Here is a 15,107-nt window from a genome sequence, read left to right on the forward strand (position 1 = left end):
CTATGAGAATCTTTACTTGGCTCCGCGACCACCGCTCACTGTTTAAAACACTCTTCTTGATTGCAGTAGCCGTGATCGTGTTGGGCGAACTGCTTTCATTAAGCAAGACGATCTCCATTGATCAATTAAAAGAGTTGTTTGCGCAACTGGCACTTTGGCGAGTGGCATTAATGGCTGTCATTGGCTTACTGTGTGTCTTTCCCATGGTCTTATATGATATCGTCTTGAATCGCTTGCTAGGGGACAAACCTGATCGCCGTTATTTGCTGGAAACCAGCTGGATCATCAACACTATGAACAACTTAATCGGCTTCGGCGGCTTCATCAGCATCGGATTACGCTCGGAATTTTACGGCAAAGGAAAAAAAGGCAAAGAAGTTGCCCAAGCAATTTCGAAGATTTTTATTTACCTGATGTCTGGTCTTTCGATTTTATCCCTTGCTGCACTAGCCTTCGTCTTATTTGGTCCAACGACAGATTATCTGCAACAGTATTGGATCTGGCTTTTAGGCGGTAGTCTTTATTTTCCAGTTGTCTATGCCCTTAGTTTTTCCAAAAAAAATGCTTACTTAGGTGGACTGCAACGGCGTGATCGTCTGCAGTTGATCGCCGCTTCCTTATTAGAATGGCTAGGTGTTTTTGCAGCCTTCTTTACGACTGGTCTCTTGATGGGCATCTCGGTGGATGTGTTTCAATTGTTGCCACTTTTCATCGCTGCCTCCGTGATTGGAATCGTTTCGATGATTCCCGGAGAACTTGGAACCTTTGATGTAATGATGATCATGGGAATGGGCTCACTGCAGATTCCCCGTGAAAGTGTCATTGCTTGGCTGTTGCTTTTCCGCCTGTTTTATTACATCATTCCCTTTTTGATCGGTTTGCTTTTTTTCTCAAAAAATGTCGGCGTCTCCCTCAACCAGCGCTTTTCTGGTATTCCAAAAAGCTTGTTGTTGGAAGTGTTCCACAAGATCGAAGTGTTGCTGCTTTATTTGACGGGAACGATGTTGGTGCTCTCCGCCACGATTCCAGAAGCCTTTGATCAAATCAAATGGTTGGCCCACCTCAATCCGATTCGCTTGAATTTTGTGATGCAGTACCCGAGTATTTTTCTCGGTTACCTCTTTTTAATTGCCGGTCGAGGGATATCTGCCCGTGTCAGTCGCGCGTACGTGCCGACGCTTTTGTTGATTGCAGCAACAATCGGTTATGCTATTTTTGCTGGCTTCCGTTTTTCGACCATGCTGTTTCTTCTATTATTATTAGCAATCATGATTTTTTCAAAAAGCGAGTTGTTCCGTAAACAACTCGTCTTCTCGTGGGAATGGCTGACGATCGATGGTTTGTTAATTGGTTCGTTGACGATCCTCTATGTCATTATCGGGGTCTACAATATGCCTCATATCAATCGACATCCAACGCATCACCATTCGATGGATTTTTTGCTTTTCCCTTCTGAAAAATTATGGCTGCAAGGGTTCGTTGCGATTTTATTCGTCGCCATTGCGATGCTGCTGTTTGCCCGGTACTTGATGGGACCAAAACACCAATTAGGCGTCAGTGCTGCCACTGATAAAGTGAAACATGTTTTAAATACTTACGGTGGCAACAGCGACAGCCATCTGGTGTATCTAAAAGACAAGAAAGTATACGTGTATCCAGAAATTGGCGAGCCGACGGTCTTTTTTCAATTTACGACCTTTAATAACAAATGTTTAGTCATGGGGGATCCTTCTGGGAAGCAAGCAGACTTTCCACAGGCACTGGAAACTTTCTTAACAGAAATGGATCAATGGAATTATCTGCCGGTCTTTTATGAAAGTAGTGAAGAAATGGTGATGCTGCTGCATGAATTTGGGTATGACTTTATCAAATTCGGTGAGAAAGCTTATGTGGATCTACCTAGCTTCACCCTCTCAGGAAAGAAAATGAAGGGACAGCGGGCATTGAACAATAAGATCACTAAAGAAGGCTTTACTTTTGATGTGCTCACCCCTCCCTTTTCAGCCGAAACATTTGCAACGCTTAAGGAAATTTCTGACAACTGGCTAGATGGACGGAAAGAAAAAGGGTTCTCCCTTGGGTTCTTTTCAGAATCCTATCTAAGCACCGCACCAATTGCTGTCGTCCGTAATCAGCAACAGGAGATCGTCGCATTCGCTTCCTTTATGCCCACCTATCAAACAGGCCTAGCATCCATTGATTTGATGCGCCACGATCCTGAAAAAGCGCCGAATGGAACGATGGATTTCTTGTTTATTCAGCTATTCGACTATTTTAAAGAACAAGGCTACCAACAATTTGATTTAGGCATGGCACCATTAGCCAACGTTGGTACTTTCCGCAGCAGTTTCTTGCAAGAGCGGATCGCCTATCTCGTTTACACCTTTGGTTCTCGTTTCTATTCTTTTGAAGGGTTACGCGAATACAAACAGAAATATGCCGCTTCTTGGTCCCCTCGCTACATTTTATACTCTCGGGATAGTTGGATCGGGTATGTCATGATGGCCCTCTTGATCGTCGATAATCAATCGGCGGAAAAAACGAAGTAAAAAAGGTTCCCATACTCCTCTTTCTTCTCGGAGTATGGGAACCTTTTTCAATTGTTGTGCTTAACTTATTCAGCCGATTTAGATGGTGCATTTTCCCAAAGTTGTTTGACGACTGGAATATTTCCCAGTTCCGTCATATTTGATGGCAGAATGACCGTATTGGTATTGCTATTCACCACATCTCTGAAGGCTTCGATCCCTAGATATGATAGTGAGCGCTCGTCGAGCTGGCTTTCTTTGATTGCTTCATTGATGGCTAAAATCCGTTTGCGTTCAGCTTCAGTGATTTTCGCGATTCGTTCTGCTTCCGCCTCGGCATCAATCCGTACACGCTTTGCCCGCGCCTCGGCATCGATTTGAGTTTGTTCCGCTCGGGCTTCGGCGTCGATCGTCATTTGAGAAGCTTTGGCTTCTGCACTCAAGACTGAAGAAGATTTCTCACCTTGGGCTCTTGTGATCATCGATTCTTTGTCTCTAGAGGCAGTGATCAATTTGTTCATTGATTCAATGATTTCTTGCGAAACTTTGATTTCCCCAATGTTGATTCGGTCAATCGCTAACCCATAGCCTGCCGTGATATCTTTGATTGAAGTAAACAATGCTACGTTGATTTCTTCAGTCCCATTTAAAACTTCATTTAAATCCATTTTCCCGATGATTCCCCGCAAGTTCGACTGGGCATCTTGGATCATTGAAACAACGGAGTTTTCATTTTCGTAGACAAAGGCACGCACATCTGTGACATGGTATTTGATTGCTTCATCAATTTGAACGATTACATTATCTTTTGTGATTGCACTTTGGGGTTCGATCTCCAAAGGAATCTGTTTCAAGGACACTCTTTCTCTAACTGTATACAAAATCGGAACAAGAAAATGAAGCCCTGGTTCCAACGTTCGAACGTACTTCCCAAAACTTTCGACAACTTTGACTTCCCCTTGACGAACGATCACAGCAGTGCTTGCAATCAGCCAAATCAGAATCACTAATACTAAAATAACTAAAATAATTTGGATAATGATCATTGTAAAAACCCTCTTCCATTTTCAAATAATGTATTGTTTACACGGGTCAATAAGACACCGTTTTCAACCCCGATAATCTCTAACATGACATTTTCAGCAGGAATCCCTGCAATCACCCGATATTCTGTATAGGTGCCATAAAGCCGTATATAGCCTGAATAATGATCCGTCAACGATCGAAAATAACGCCCTACCGCTCGTTTTTCCATATAATCTACGATGATTTTCACCCTCTTTGCCTTCATGCAGTAAATTTGAAGCTTCAAACTCATTTGTTAATCTATTACAAGTGTTACTAACTATGATAGCACGTTTCACCCAAGAGAACAGTAAACTTATGCTGATTCCGCTTTTTTTTAGAAAAAAAAAATAGAACGAAAACCAATTCCTTGCATTTTTCATTTAAATTGCATACAATTTAATTGTACAAAATATAAAAATCAGGAGTGAAGAAATGATGAAAAAAATGTATTCGACTAAAATGATCAACACTGGTGGCCGTTCAGGAGAAGTACACAGTCCCGATCATTCATTTGAGCTAAACATCACTGCACCTGGCAAACGTGTCGAAAATGCTACCAATCCAGAACAACTTTTTGCAGCTGGTTTTAGTGCTTGCTTCAACAGTGCCCTTGAATTGGTGAAAAGCAGCAAAGGAATCGATGGTGCTTCTACGGTGAGCGCACAAGTGACCTTGTACGCAGAAAGCGAATCCAGTTTTGTCTTGGGTGTTGAGATCGAAGGTCAAATCGAAGGATTGTCAACAGAAGAAACACAAGAATTGCTTGAGATCGCTCATACCGTATGTCCTTATTCAAAAGCCACAGCTGGCAACATTGAAGTGACTGTCAAAGCCGTTAGCGAGTAGACTTTCGTTGAAAAAACAGCTATGATAAGAGGCGGATATTAGAAAAAGGGGTGAAAACATGAATGTCTTAGCGTTAGAAAACCAATTGTGTTTTCCTCTATACGCCGCTTCAAAAGAAATTATCAAACAGTACAAAGACTTACTGGACCCGTTGAATTTGACCTATACCCAATATTTAGTGATGTTGGTGTTATGGGAAGATGAAGCGATCAGTGTCAAAGCATTGGGGAAGCAATTATGTCTCGACTCTGGCACACTGACACCGGTTTTAAAAAAGCTTGAAGCAAAAGGCTACCTAGCAAGAAATCGAAATCAAGACGATGAACGTTCTTTGCGGGTCACATTGACTGACTCAGGCAAAGCGCTCCATGAACAAGCGTTAGAGATCCCCTACAGAGTGACCGAATTCTTGCCTCTTGAACCGGAAGAACTGTCCGTGCTCCATCAATTGACGACAAAAATGGTACAAAAATTTCAAGAACAAGAAAAATGATCCGCTGTTTTCACAGCGGATCATTTTTTTATCATGCAAACGAGTATTCTTTAAGAAGCTTTAGTTTTCAATTCACCAATCACATTTAGCAACTGGGTTAATTGTTCAGGATCTTCGATTTTTCTGATGGCGATTTTCACTAATTCAAAAATCTGGTCATCGGTTAGGCCTGTCTGTAATATCTCCAATTCACTTACAGCTGGCTGAAAGCGACGAGCCAAGACTGATCCGCTCATTTTGATACTTGCAATCTCCAGAACTCCTTTGTTTACTAACTTGCGAATCACGGACAGTGATGTGTTACGGTTTAAGCCGAAACGTTCACTAAATTCTGTACAGCACAGAGGTTCATCCACAGCCCAAAAACAAACTAAGACTTCCCACTCTTTTTTTGAAAAACTCAAGTAATCCATAATTGCTCCTTTCCATGCCGATGAGGCTGGTTCTTATTTTCTAAATTAAAACAATCGTAGCTATTTCAGTCAGCTGGCTTTCCTCTTCCTTTTTTCGATTGTTTTTTCTTTCACTAAAAGGATTATATACCAATAATAATCTATTTTATTCATAATTTCAAAATAATTTTTATTTTAATGATAAATAACATGTTTAATTATTCTTTTTCTTGATAAAAAAAACGACTAGATCAGCTAGTCGTTTTCTTACTCTACTTGATATTCCTACGAGAAGTGTTTATTGAACACTGAAGATCAAACTCTCATGCTCTTGTTCTTTTAAGGAATAGCCACAAAATTCTTTATTCAAATTCGGAAAATCACGTTCGATCATCTGAATAATCTCGATTTCCGTCAACAGTTTGTCTTCTGACAATTGCAGCGAGTTCAACAAAACAAAGCGAGAATCATAGCCTAAAATTTCCGGCATCAACCGCCAAAAATTTGTGCTGTCAATTTGTTGGATCGTTTGTTCCATAGCAACAATCAAGTTTTGCACGTGTTCATAGACTTTAGGATAATCAGATTTTAGTAGATCCAACAGTGCTTGGTCTAGCACTTTATCTAAATAAGCCTTTGTATCGGTATAAATTATTGAAGAAATCACTTATTTCATCAATCCTTTCATTCAAATGCCATATTCGACATTGTCAAGGATGGCTCCTTGTTCTTATATATAGCATACTATCGGTGATTTTCGTTCTCAGATTAAGGATAGAATATAGAAAAAAAAGAGAAGCGTATTTTCTTGTCCCCTAATCTTACTCCACAATAGCAAAATTTTGCTAAACTGATAAGCAAAGCGATTCAGCACCTATCGAAAATGAGAAAATTGTCAGATTTCCTTCCTTTTTTATCTATAGCGATTCCTACCCATCGGGCTCTGTAACTGCCAATAGCCTCGCAATTACACACTTCCACGCCTCCCCCAATAAACGTAGGTTTTTTCTCATTTTAACAAACGTCTTACACAGCATAATTTCAGACAGAACCTTATACAACATGTATAATTAAATTATAGAAAGTCATCAAAATAAAACGAAACGAGGAGTGGATCACAGATGAAGAGTCATTGTAAATGTGGAAAAAAAATGAATGCCCATGAAAAAAGCTGTCCAGACTGCAAACACAAAAAACAGCAAACCTTAGAATCCTTGGAAAAATTCGTTAAATACGGCAGTTTTGCTTTAGCAGGCCTATCATTAGTTTTAAAAATTGCGAAAAGCCGCCAAAGTTAAAGGGACCGACATAAACTTTTAGACGAAAAAAACGCCTTATAGGCGTTTTTTTTTCTATTCATTAATGATTGTACTCTCCAACAGCCAGTTGACTGTGCCTGTATAGGTACCTGGTAAAATCAAATCTAACTTGGGGACAAAGCGAAAGTAGCAATCATATTCCTGAAGATCCAAGGTTAAGTCCGTTGCTCCTGTTGGCTCCTGCTGGAAAATCACTTGTTCTTCAGAAGTGACAGAAGCCACCAGCTGATTGGTCACCGGATCATAGAGTACCAACTGAATTTCCTCTGCCAATAGTTGCTGCTCTTGCATAAAATCCTTTATCTGTCCACTTAACTGCCAGGTTCCTTCGCTGGTATTGCTGATAGACAAAAGGGCTTCTTGATCAAAAGCAATCGCTATATAAGCAAAGTCATCGTCTCTGATGGATCGTACCAGTTCATTCAAGGTCACTGTCGCTGTGATTGAAGCAGGCGCACGCTGAAATTCTACAATCCCACGAAAGTCAATCCCATAATAACGTGTCGCCGATCGATTGCCTTCTGTATCGATCACATAGGAAGCCAGATAATAGGTTGTGCCTGGTTCTAGTTCTTCGGTGTCTAACACCAATGTATCCGTTAGCGGCTCCGACAATGTTCCCCGTTCAACCAACGCTGCTTCAGAGAAATCGGTTTCGGTGATTGTCACATCCTCCGTAAAGAACTCCGTGACATATATTTTGGCTTGGGTCGAGTTTTGGTCATCAATCGTGATCGGTATATAGGAATTGCGCTTTTGCCGCACGATCTGCAGGTCTGCTTTTGCTTCTGCCAATGACGCCGAACCTGTTGTAAGCGTTGGTGGAAAGATTCCAGTCATTTGATAATAATGAATTTCTGGATCACCTGACGTCATACTGGAAACAAAAGCATTTCCATTAAAAACAGTTTGGACAGGGATGGCTATATCTAAATTCTGATTGAGCGGCACTTCTGTGTAATTGACGGAAAAGTGAACGATGTATTCATTCCCTTTGACCATGTCAGGCAGTGTCGCAACCAATTGCCCATTTTCAATGACAAAAGGTAAGGCAGTTCCGCCTTCCGGCATGCCATTAACCATGATTTCACTGGCTTTTCCAAAATAAACCGCCTCGGGAACTAATGATAGTCCTTCTGGAAAAAGCGATGAGAGCAAGATTCCCGATTCCAAGTCAGCTAGATCACTGGTGCTTTTATAGGAGAGATAGGTCGCATAAGTAATGGTTTTGCTATTGTCGACAGTGGCTGGCTGGGAAAGTGTCGTACCAGTATCCAACAATAGTTTGACTGGGTCTTTTTCAAAAACACCGGTTCGCATCTCAAGTTCTACTAATCCTTCAACATCGACAAACGCCACTGCTTTTTCTTGAACATAGCCCCCGTTTGCACCAGTAAAACCAAAATAGACCGGTGCACTATTAGTCAGGTTCAAATTTGATTTGAAGGTGTCATCAACAGGTACCGTCACATCAACACCGAAATCTGGTACGGTGTAACGCAACGTTTGCGTTGGCTGATCAAAAACTACTGTAAAACTATGCCACACCCCATCGGAAATATCACTTACTGATACCGTATCACGATGATTTAAGACTTTATCGATAATCAGCCAGCCATCGGTGGTATATGCGTCATTTGAGCCGGGAAAATTCCATGCGATATGATGGCCGGAAGGAACATCGCGATCCATCATACCGTCCCCAGTCAAACCGGCATTATTATAGAACGTATCGAATTCAATCGCAAAACTTTGCGGGATTGCCCCCGTATTTAAAGGAGTCGTTCCTCCTGTATTTGACCAGACGCCAATCGTCGGTCCTGCTTGTTCTGCCAGCGCATTTAAGCCATTGCTTTGCATCACAAAAGCGAGCCCATCGCTGTCCGTTGCTGTATTATCGATACAAAATGCCATTTCTAACCGAAAAGAGCGAGTAAAAGAAACCGGCTTATTGAACCAGACACCACCACTGGAGTTGGTAGTAGCTCCATCATTAATCTGAACATAATTAACGCCCGGTTCCCCTTGTGGCGACCCCGCTTGTCCCACAGGAGTGATCAGAGAATCGTCAATCGCTAACGTAGGAAAATCTGGCGCAGATACCGCAGCATGGACGTTTTCTTGTTTCCCACATAGCAGCAAAATGCTAAAAAAGAACACATAGCCCCATCGGATAATGCCAAACTTTTTCATCACTGTCCTCCGCTTTCTTCATTCTGATTCTTCTTGCACTGACAGCCTAACATCTGCTTCTGCTTTTTTACGTCTCCTATATAAAATGAACAAGAGAAGTAGGACAAACAGGAAGAGAAGTAGCCCTCCTGCATAGAGCCAGTACTGTTTTTGAAGATACGCTGCACCTAACGTTGTCTGACGGTTGATAAGGTTGGCTTGCTTGCGATCAACCACCACCGAATCCTCAAACACCCATGTTCCTTTAGGCGCATTCAACTCAATCCGTAATAGATAGGTCCCCGGTTCGAGAATGTTCTGATCAAAGGCACTAAACAGCTCCAAAACCGAATTCGGAGCTATTTGAAAATTCTCTGCAGAAAACCCACCGACCTTGTTGCCGCTATCTTGCTCACGTATCACTGTTTTGACAGTGATGTTGCCAAAGGCTGTGGGCTGATCATTGCGGATCCTACTTTTGAGAGCTGTAGAACCATATCTTTCCACCGCCTCAGAATTGACCAAAGACAACTGGGGGTCAGGCATGGTTGCTACATTCTGACGCAAGCGGATCCCTTGTTGAATTTTATAGTTGGCTTGCAGATTTGTTTGCTGACTTTCAGTTGTTTCCGCCGGTTCTTCTTCAAAGTCAAACACACCAAGTATTTCTCCTGCAAATTCTTTTGCCTTCATTGAAAGGGTAAAATGGACCTGACGACTTTCTCCAGGGTCAAGCTGGATCGTCTGTCTCGGATTTTCAATCAATTGACTAAACGAGATTCCTTGGTTCTCTTCGGCGGTCTGTTCTGCTTGGTACGCGATGATCCCAGTAGAGGCCGTATAACTATTTAGTGCTGCTGCTTTAATGGTCAACGGCTCTGAACTTGTATTATGAAGGGCAACGGTCAAATTCTGTTCGGTCTCATGATTTACCAGTAAGTCGAAATAACTGACATCACTGACTTGATTTTGGGGAAGTTCTGGGGTTACAGTGAACCGTGTGGTCTGTGCATGACCGGTGACTTTCGTAAAGCAACACAAACTGATAAAGAAACTAATGAGTACGAAGCACTTGATTTGTTTTTTCATTGTCGCCCTTTCCTTGCTATTCTGCTTGATAGGTGTTTGATAATGTCCAAGTGATCGTTCCACTATAAGTGCCGCTGTTCACATTTTGTTTTGGTACGGTTAATGAAGCATTGGAAAAGTTAAAGTCATTGGTTGCTAAGCCGGTCGTCCCATTAGCAGAAGCGATCAATGTCGGGTCTGTTGCCCCTACCATCAATTCGGTGCCCGATACTAGCGTTGCATCGCCCGAAGCCGTTGAACCATTTAAAGTGACTTTGGCATTTGCTAGCTCGTTATCGCTGGCATTCGTCATTTTCGATAATTGCGCAGTCAACTGCCAACCAGCTTGATTTGGTCCACGGTAATCCGTGATCGATGTCACTTCATCCGACGTTGTTTGAATCACTTGTTCATCGGTAGCGATATCTTGGATACTGCTTGTACCGAAGTTAAAATTGGTCACCTGATCCAGTGACAAAATTCCTTGTTCGATCGTTAGTGTTGCTTGACTCGTCATTGAAGCCGTTGGATTCGCTTCTGCTGCAGCTGCCGCAGTGGGCGCCATTCCTAAACCCATTCCGACCAAACCTAACATTCGTACCTTTTTGTTCATTTTCATCTCTTCCTTCACTTTTTTTAATGAGAAACCGAGGGTCATCGAAAAAACAGCCTTAAAAAATAATAATTTAATTGGTGTTTTTTCATTCTATTCTCATCTATCATAAGTATAATCCATCATGGTTATCATACGGTTCACAGATTTAGCGTAAAAAAAACGCCAAAAAGGAGAATCCCTTATGTATCGAGAATTCATTTCTCCCGCAGAAGAAAAGAAATTAGAGATTTTCAAAGTTGTCTGCAATTCCAACGGAGTGACATTGGTCCAACTGTCAGAAGTTTTGAATATCCCGCAAAAAAGCCTGCAAAAATATATCTATTTTTTAAATGAAGATTTGCAGCTGCTCTCACCTCACCTGCTTCTATCAAAAAATCATTACAATCAGTATTTTCTTGATCGAACAGAGGATGATGAACCTTTCTATGCACAATTGATGTATCATTACTTGCTCAACTCCACACAATACAACCTGATTCATTACTTGATTGGGCGCCCGCAAATGACCTTGACTCAATTATGTTTGGATTTGCATGTCAGCCAATCGCATATGTATCGGTTGATCAAGAAAATCAACCAACTATTGGAAAAATTTCAAATCCGAATTCGAACAGACCTGAATAATCGCATCGTTCTTGCTGGAAAAGAGCTTGATATCCGTATTTTCACCTACAGTTTCTTGACCCAAAGTGCGCCTGCTGATTTGTGGCTTTTGCCGAGTGTTTCCCATAAAAATGTCGAAGAATTTACGGCATTCTTTGCTGTTTCTCACTTTGATCCGTTGACGAAAAATAAACTCGCTGCATTTTGGTAAGCAGTGGTCAGCCGAACGATCCAGAAAAAATATTTGCCACCGATTCCTGAAAAATACATGGGATTGATGAATTTCTATTGTTTTTTACCAGAAGAAATTCTCGAATCACTTTTTTTGAGTGCCGATTATGCCTCAGAAAAGATGCTTCAGTCAGAGTATCTTTACTTGAATTTCTTTTTGCATGTCTTTTTGCCAGGGGTTGTTCCCCAAGAAAAGAATCAAACGATCATCCAAGAGATCAAACATTCTGATACTGATCTTGTGCGCTTTTTCACTGCAATGATCAAAGATTGGCACGATACCTTTGCTCCAAGTCAGGAAGCCGCCGAATTCGAAAAATTATTAAGCAGCTGTCTGCTGGTCTTCAATCTATCGATCATTATCGGCATCGATCTTCTGGAAGTGTGGCAGCTAGAACACCAACTGTTGACTGAAAATGCTCCTTCCAAAGACAGAACCTATGAAGCAATCTGCACACTATTACTGACCCATGTTGAAAAGTATCCATTTGCTGACTTGGATAAAGAGTATTTTGAACAGACACAGTTGCCTTATCTGGCTCATCTCTTGTATTTGGAAACACAGATGAATACGCCCCCGACCGTGTCGATCTATATTCAAACGACGATTCAATACCGCACAAAGCAAATGATTGAGACGAGGATTCGTTCGATTTATTCTAAAGCTTCTGTGACTTTCGTCAAACAAATGGAAGCCGCAGATTTATTGATCACGGATAATTATGAAGAAGTGATGTTTTCCGAAAAATTAGTCTTACTGTCTAACCTGCAAGCCGAGCAAGAGTGGGCAGCCGTTTTTGCAAAGATCAATCAACTGATGATGACCAAGATGTTTGCCGAACAAGGAAAATAAGTTGCCGATTCCATTTTCATCCGCAAAAAAAGCCCGAGCCTCTTTGCTCGAGCTTTTTTTCTACTATTTTAGTCCTAGGAATTTTAAGCGAAGAAGCTACCGCCAGTTACACTGTAAACTTGACCAGTTACATAACTTGCTTCATCAGAGGCTAAGAAAACATAGACTGGTGCTAATTCGACTGGTTGTCCAGCACGTTTCATCAGTTCTTTTTGACCAAATTCTGGGATCGCAGATTGTGGCTGTCCACCCGAAATTTGAAGTGGTGTCCAGATTGGACCAGGAGCCACCGTATTGACCCGAATGCCTTTTTCACTTAATTGAGCAGCTAGCCCTTTACTAAAGGAAGTAATAGCACCTTTCGTGGCTGCATAGTCTAAAAGATGGGCACTAGGCTCCGCACTTTGGATCGAAGTGGTCGTGATGATGCTCCCACCAGCTGGCAGATAATCCAACGCTTCTTGGACTGTCCAATACATCGAGATGATATTCGTTGTAAAGGTATCTTGAATTTGTTGTGTAGTCAACTCTTTGATGTCCTTCACCGCTTGTTGCATCCCAGCATTTAGAACCAACGTATCTAACCCGCCTAATTCTTTGGCTGCTTCATGAACCAATTGACGAGCGAAAGTTTCATCTTTCAAGTCTCCTGGGATCAAAACTGCTTTGCGTCCAGCTTTTTCAATGACTGCTTTGACTTCTTGCGCGTCTTCTTCTTCAAAAGGAAGATAGTTGATTGCAACATCGGCGCCTTCTTTGGCAAAAGCAATCGCTGCTGCTCGACCAATACCAGAATCACCACCGGTCACTAATGCTTTGCGTCCAGCTAATTTGCCTGAACCTGCGTAGCTTTCTTCCCCGCAATCAGGTACTGGCTGCATCTTTCCTTGAATTGCCGGTGCTTCTTGCACCTGTTTTTCAAATTTGCCATCATAATACTTCGTTAACGGATTGTTGATTTTTTCTGACATGCTCGTTTCCTCCTTGATTATTTCTACTTCTATTTGTCATCGTTTGTTATGACCTTACTTAAAAGTGTAAAGGAAGATGGAGGGAATGAAAAACGAAACGCTCACCAGAAAAAAAGCATCTGTAAGAAAACAGATGCCTAGTAAAACGAAAAAGCTGCGTGAATCAGTAGTGAAAACGCCCACAGGTATCTCACTATTCTTCTGGAAAATCGTAGTGAAATTTCTGGGTGCAGTGTTTGATTTTGCTACTTTTCTAGCAGTTCGAGGAGGGCCCGATGAAAGGCCTCCATCTCCTCCGCGGTCTGTAGAAAAACATCGGGATGACTGTGATGGCTGTCGATCATCCAGTGTTTCGTGTCTGTAACTTTAAGAAAATCTGCTACTACGGCGTCGGTTTGCTGCGGTTGTGTAGCTTGAGCGGTCTTCAAGAGATAGAAATCTTCAATCCCCCGCTGTAGTTGTTTATACCTTAGGGACAACAATAAATGTCCGTGATTGCCAGGATAGACGAAACAAAGATCACCGATCGGTAGTGAGCTCGTATTGTACCGAATATCGGACCGAGCATGTTCTGGCCAGCAATTGTAGGCCCAACGCAGAAAGCCGTCTGTTTTGAACTGATACGATAAGATTCCTTGCATTCGCGTCTCTAACAGGGGACTATGCAAAAAGGTATTTGGTTTGTCGGGATAATTGCAGACATAGTACTGCATCTTGCCCGGATGGCTTTGTGCTAGTGTTTCGTAATGGTTGCAAGTACAGTAATAGGAAGTCACAGGATGATCGATCACTGGCAGCATCTCAAATAACACGTCTTCTTTATCAAAAGCAGCTTTGATCTGGATCGACGGATCAATTTCTTTTAAAACAGCTAACGAGGCTCGGAAACTGTCGATTTGATGTTTCTTCGGTTCGTCAGAAACGATGCGAACCTTCTCCCACAGATTCTTTCCTTTAAAATAATCAAATACTTGGCGTAGATACTCCTGCAACTCAGCTTTTTGATTAATAAATCCGAAGGCGCCTTTCCCCTCATCATAAAAGCGAATCACCAATTTTTCTGGATGGTCCAAGTTGACTAACGGAAAAAATGGCGGTTCCCAGACCCCTAATAAACCAAACACATCAATTTCATCTTTGATGCCCGCAGCAAAAAAACAATCAAGGTAACGTGTCAGCACAGAAAAATCGCAGGAAAGTTCTCCGTCTGGTGTCTTTTTGACCTTTACCATCGAATACTCATATAAATTGGCGGGATAATCTTTGACGATGTAATTGAACCAGCCCTTCCAAGGGATCTCTCCGGCGATCACTGTGATCGCTTTTTGTCCGATCACAGCGAGACTCTCAGCCATTTCCTTGATCAAGTCAAAGTGGGCATCGCTCCATAACGGAACGTCAAAGGTGCGAGCCAAATTGCTGGGCTGCTGCCACATATTTAAGTGGAACGTCTCTAAATAATCTTTTGGAAAAGTAAAAGCGTCCACTTCAATCGTTAGGTTCTTTTCTAACAAGCACTCCTCTTGGCTAGTCAGATGTGCCCGATAGACCTTGATTTTCACAGGATAAGCTTCCGGTTTGATCGTCTCATCGATCTGCCACTCCAAATAAAGTGGTGCAAAGCGATCGCCAGGATAGGTTTTGGCAGTTCGTTCAAGTAATTTATCGGCGTACGCCAATTCCTGCTGACCGACATAATAGTCGACGAATTGCGCTTTGACCGGCAATTCGCTAAAAATCTCAACGCGTATCATGGGAATCTCGATTTCATCGGGGATCGAAAACTCGTCGCCAATAATATAATGATTGCGGTTGCCATCGTGCAGCAGCAACTGACAAGCAGCAGTACTGTTACGAACAGCTGATAACTGTTCAATCGCTTGTGGCTCTTGGGTGATCAATTCTGTTGAAGCCTTATAGCTTTCATGGACCAGGATTGCTTTCATT

Annotated in this window: 15 protein-coding genes; 6 read left to right on the top strand and 9 right to left on the bottom strand. The window is 42.0% G+C overall.

Annotated features, from left to right (window positions below):
- Positions 1–2: 2 nt before the first annotated feature.
- Positions 3–2,549, top strand: coding sequence for a bifunctional lysylphosphatidylglycerol flippase/synthetase MprF (gene mprF, locus ACIPK1_RS10145; protein WP_016620493.1), 2,547 nt, complete (start codon positions 3–5; stop codon positions 2,547–2,549).
- 65 nt (positions 2,550–2,614) lie between these two features.
- Here the strand turns inward: mprF and ACIPK1_RS10150 are convergent, their stop codons facing one another.
- Positions 2,615–3,574, bottom strand: a complete 960-nt coding sequence (locus tag ACIPK1_RS10150; protein ID WP_005235198.1) for an SPFH domain-containing protein — start codon at positions 3,572–3,574, stop codon at positions 2,615–2,617.
- The gene (locus ACIPK1_RS10155) at positions 3,571–3,846 is read right to left on the bottom strand and encodes a hypothetical protein (RefSeq protein ID WP_016620494.1); all 276 of its coding nucleotides are present in this window, start codon (positions 3,844–3,846) and stop codon (positions 3,571–3,573) included. The genes ACIPK1_RS10150 and ACIPK1_RS10155 overlap by 4 nt, the downstream gene beginning before the upstream one ends.
- Before the next feature lie 185 nt (positions 3,847–4,031).
- Here ACIPK1_RS10155 and ACIPK1_RS10160 point away from each other — a divergent pair, with 185 nt between their 5' ends.
- On the top strand, positions 4,032–4,442 hold the full coding sequence (locus ACIPK1_RS10160; RefSeq protein WP_034872372.1) for an organic hydroperoxide resistance protein: 411 nt from the start codon (positions 4,032–4,034) through the stop codon (positions 4,440–4,442).
- Positions 4,443–4,500: 58 nt separating this feature from the next.
- Entirely contained in the window at positions 4,501–4,935 is a 435-nt protein-coding gene (locus tag ACIPK1_RS10165) for a MarR family winged helix-turn-helix transcriptional regulator (RefSeq protein WP_008378623.1), read from the top strand.
- Between the two features lie 50 nt (positions 4,936–4,985).
- On the opposite strand, the gene ACIPK1_RS10170 is transcribed toward ACIPK1_RS10165, so the two are convergent.
- Together ACIPK1_RS10170 and ACIPK1_RS10175 are read right to left on the bottom strand one after the other, a co-directional pair.
- Entirely contained in the window at positions 4,986–5,348 is a 363-nt protein-coding gene (locus ACIPK1_RS10170; RefSeq protein WP_008378626.1) for a hypothetical protein, read from the bottom strand.
- A 277-nt stretch (positions 5,349–5,625) separates the two neighbouring features.
- Entirely contained in the window at positions 5,626–5,994 is a 369-nt protein-coding gene (locus ACIPK1_RS10175; RefSeq protein ID WP_005235188.1) for a DUF7006 family protein, read from the bottom strand.
- A gap of 454 nt (positions 5,995–6,448) precedes the next feature.
- Here ACIPK1_RS10175 and ACIPK1_RS10180 point away from each other — a divergent pair, with 454 nt between their 5' ends.
- Complete coding sequence (locus ACIPK1_RS10180) at positions 6,449–6,625, top strand: hypothetical protein (protein WP_005235184.1); 177 nt, start codon at positions 6,449–6,451, stop codon at positions 6,623–6,625.
- Between the two features lie 54 nt (positions 6,626–6,679).
- Here ACIPK1_RS10180 and ACIPK1_RS10185 read toward each other — a convergent pair whose 3' ends face one another.
- Genes ACIPK1_RS10185 through ACIPK1_RS10195 form a run of 3 tightly spaced genes read right to left on the bottom strand, consistent with a single transcriptional unit; the run spans position 6,680 to position 10,544 of the window.
- The gene (locus tag ACIPK1_RS10185; RefSeq protein WP_400450699.1) at positions 6,680–8,839 is read right to left on the bottom strand and encodes a legume lectins beta domain protein; all 2,160 of its coding nucleotides are present in this window, start codon (positions 8,837–8,839) and stop codon (positions 6,680–6,682) included.
- Between the two features lie 18 nt (positions 8,840–8,857).
- Positions 8,858–9,907, bottom strand: coding sequence for a DUF916 and DUF3324 domain-containing protein (locus ACIPK1_RS10190; protein ID WP_016620496.1), 1,050 nt, complete (start codon positions 9,905–9,907; stop codon positions 8,858–8,860).
- A gap of 16 nt (positions 9,908–9,923) precedes the next feature.
- Positions 9,924–10,544: a WxL domain-containing protein gene (locus tag ACIPK1_RS10195; RefSeq protein ID WP_400450701.1), complete on the bottom strand. Its 621-nt coding sequence runs from the start codon at positions 10,542–10,544 to the stop codon at positions 9,924–9,926.
- A 139-nt stretch (positions 10,545–10,683) separates the two neighbouring features.
- Here ACIPK1_RS10195 and ACIPK1_RS10200 point away from each other — a divergent pair, with 139 nt between their 5' ends.
- Positions 10,684–11,316, top strand: a complete 633-nt coding sequence (locus ACIPK1_RS10200) for a helix-turn-helix domain-containing protein (protein WP_400450703.1) — start codon at positions 10,684–10,686, stop codon at positions 11,314–11,316.
- A gap of 3 nt (positions 11,317–11,319) precedes the next feature.
- Positions 11,320–12,189 (top strand): hypothetical protein, encoded by an 870-nt coding sequence (locus tag ACIPK1_RS10205; RefSeq protein WP_400450705.1) that lies wholly within the window; start codon positions 11,320–11,322, stop codon positions 12,187–12,189.
- A gap of 83 nt (positions 12,190–12,272) precedes the next feature.
- On the opposite strand, the gene ACIPK1_RS10210 is transcribed toward ACIPK1_RS10205, so the two are convergent.
- Positions 12,273–13,160, bottom strand: a complete 888-nt coding sequence (locus ACIPK1_RS10210) for an SDR family oxidoreductase (protein ID WP_005235175.1) — start codon at positions 13,158–13,160, stop codon at positions 12,273–12,275.
- A gap of 245 nt (positions 13,161–13,405) precedes the next feature.
- Positions 13,406–15,106: a DUF4091 domain-containing protein gene (locus ACIPK1_RS10215; RefSeq protein ID WP_400450707.1), complete on the bottom strand. Its 1,701-nt coding sequence runs from the start codon at positions 15,104–15,106 to the stop codon at positions 13,406–13,408.
- Position 15,107: the final 1 nt, after the last annotated feature.

It is taken from the genome of Enterococcus sp. NPDC086594, assembly GCF_044746145.1.
Classification (GTDB): domain Bacteria; phylum Bacillota; class Bacilli; order Lactobacillales; family Enterococcaceae; genus Enterococcus_D; species Enterococcus_D entomosocium.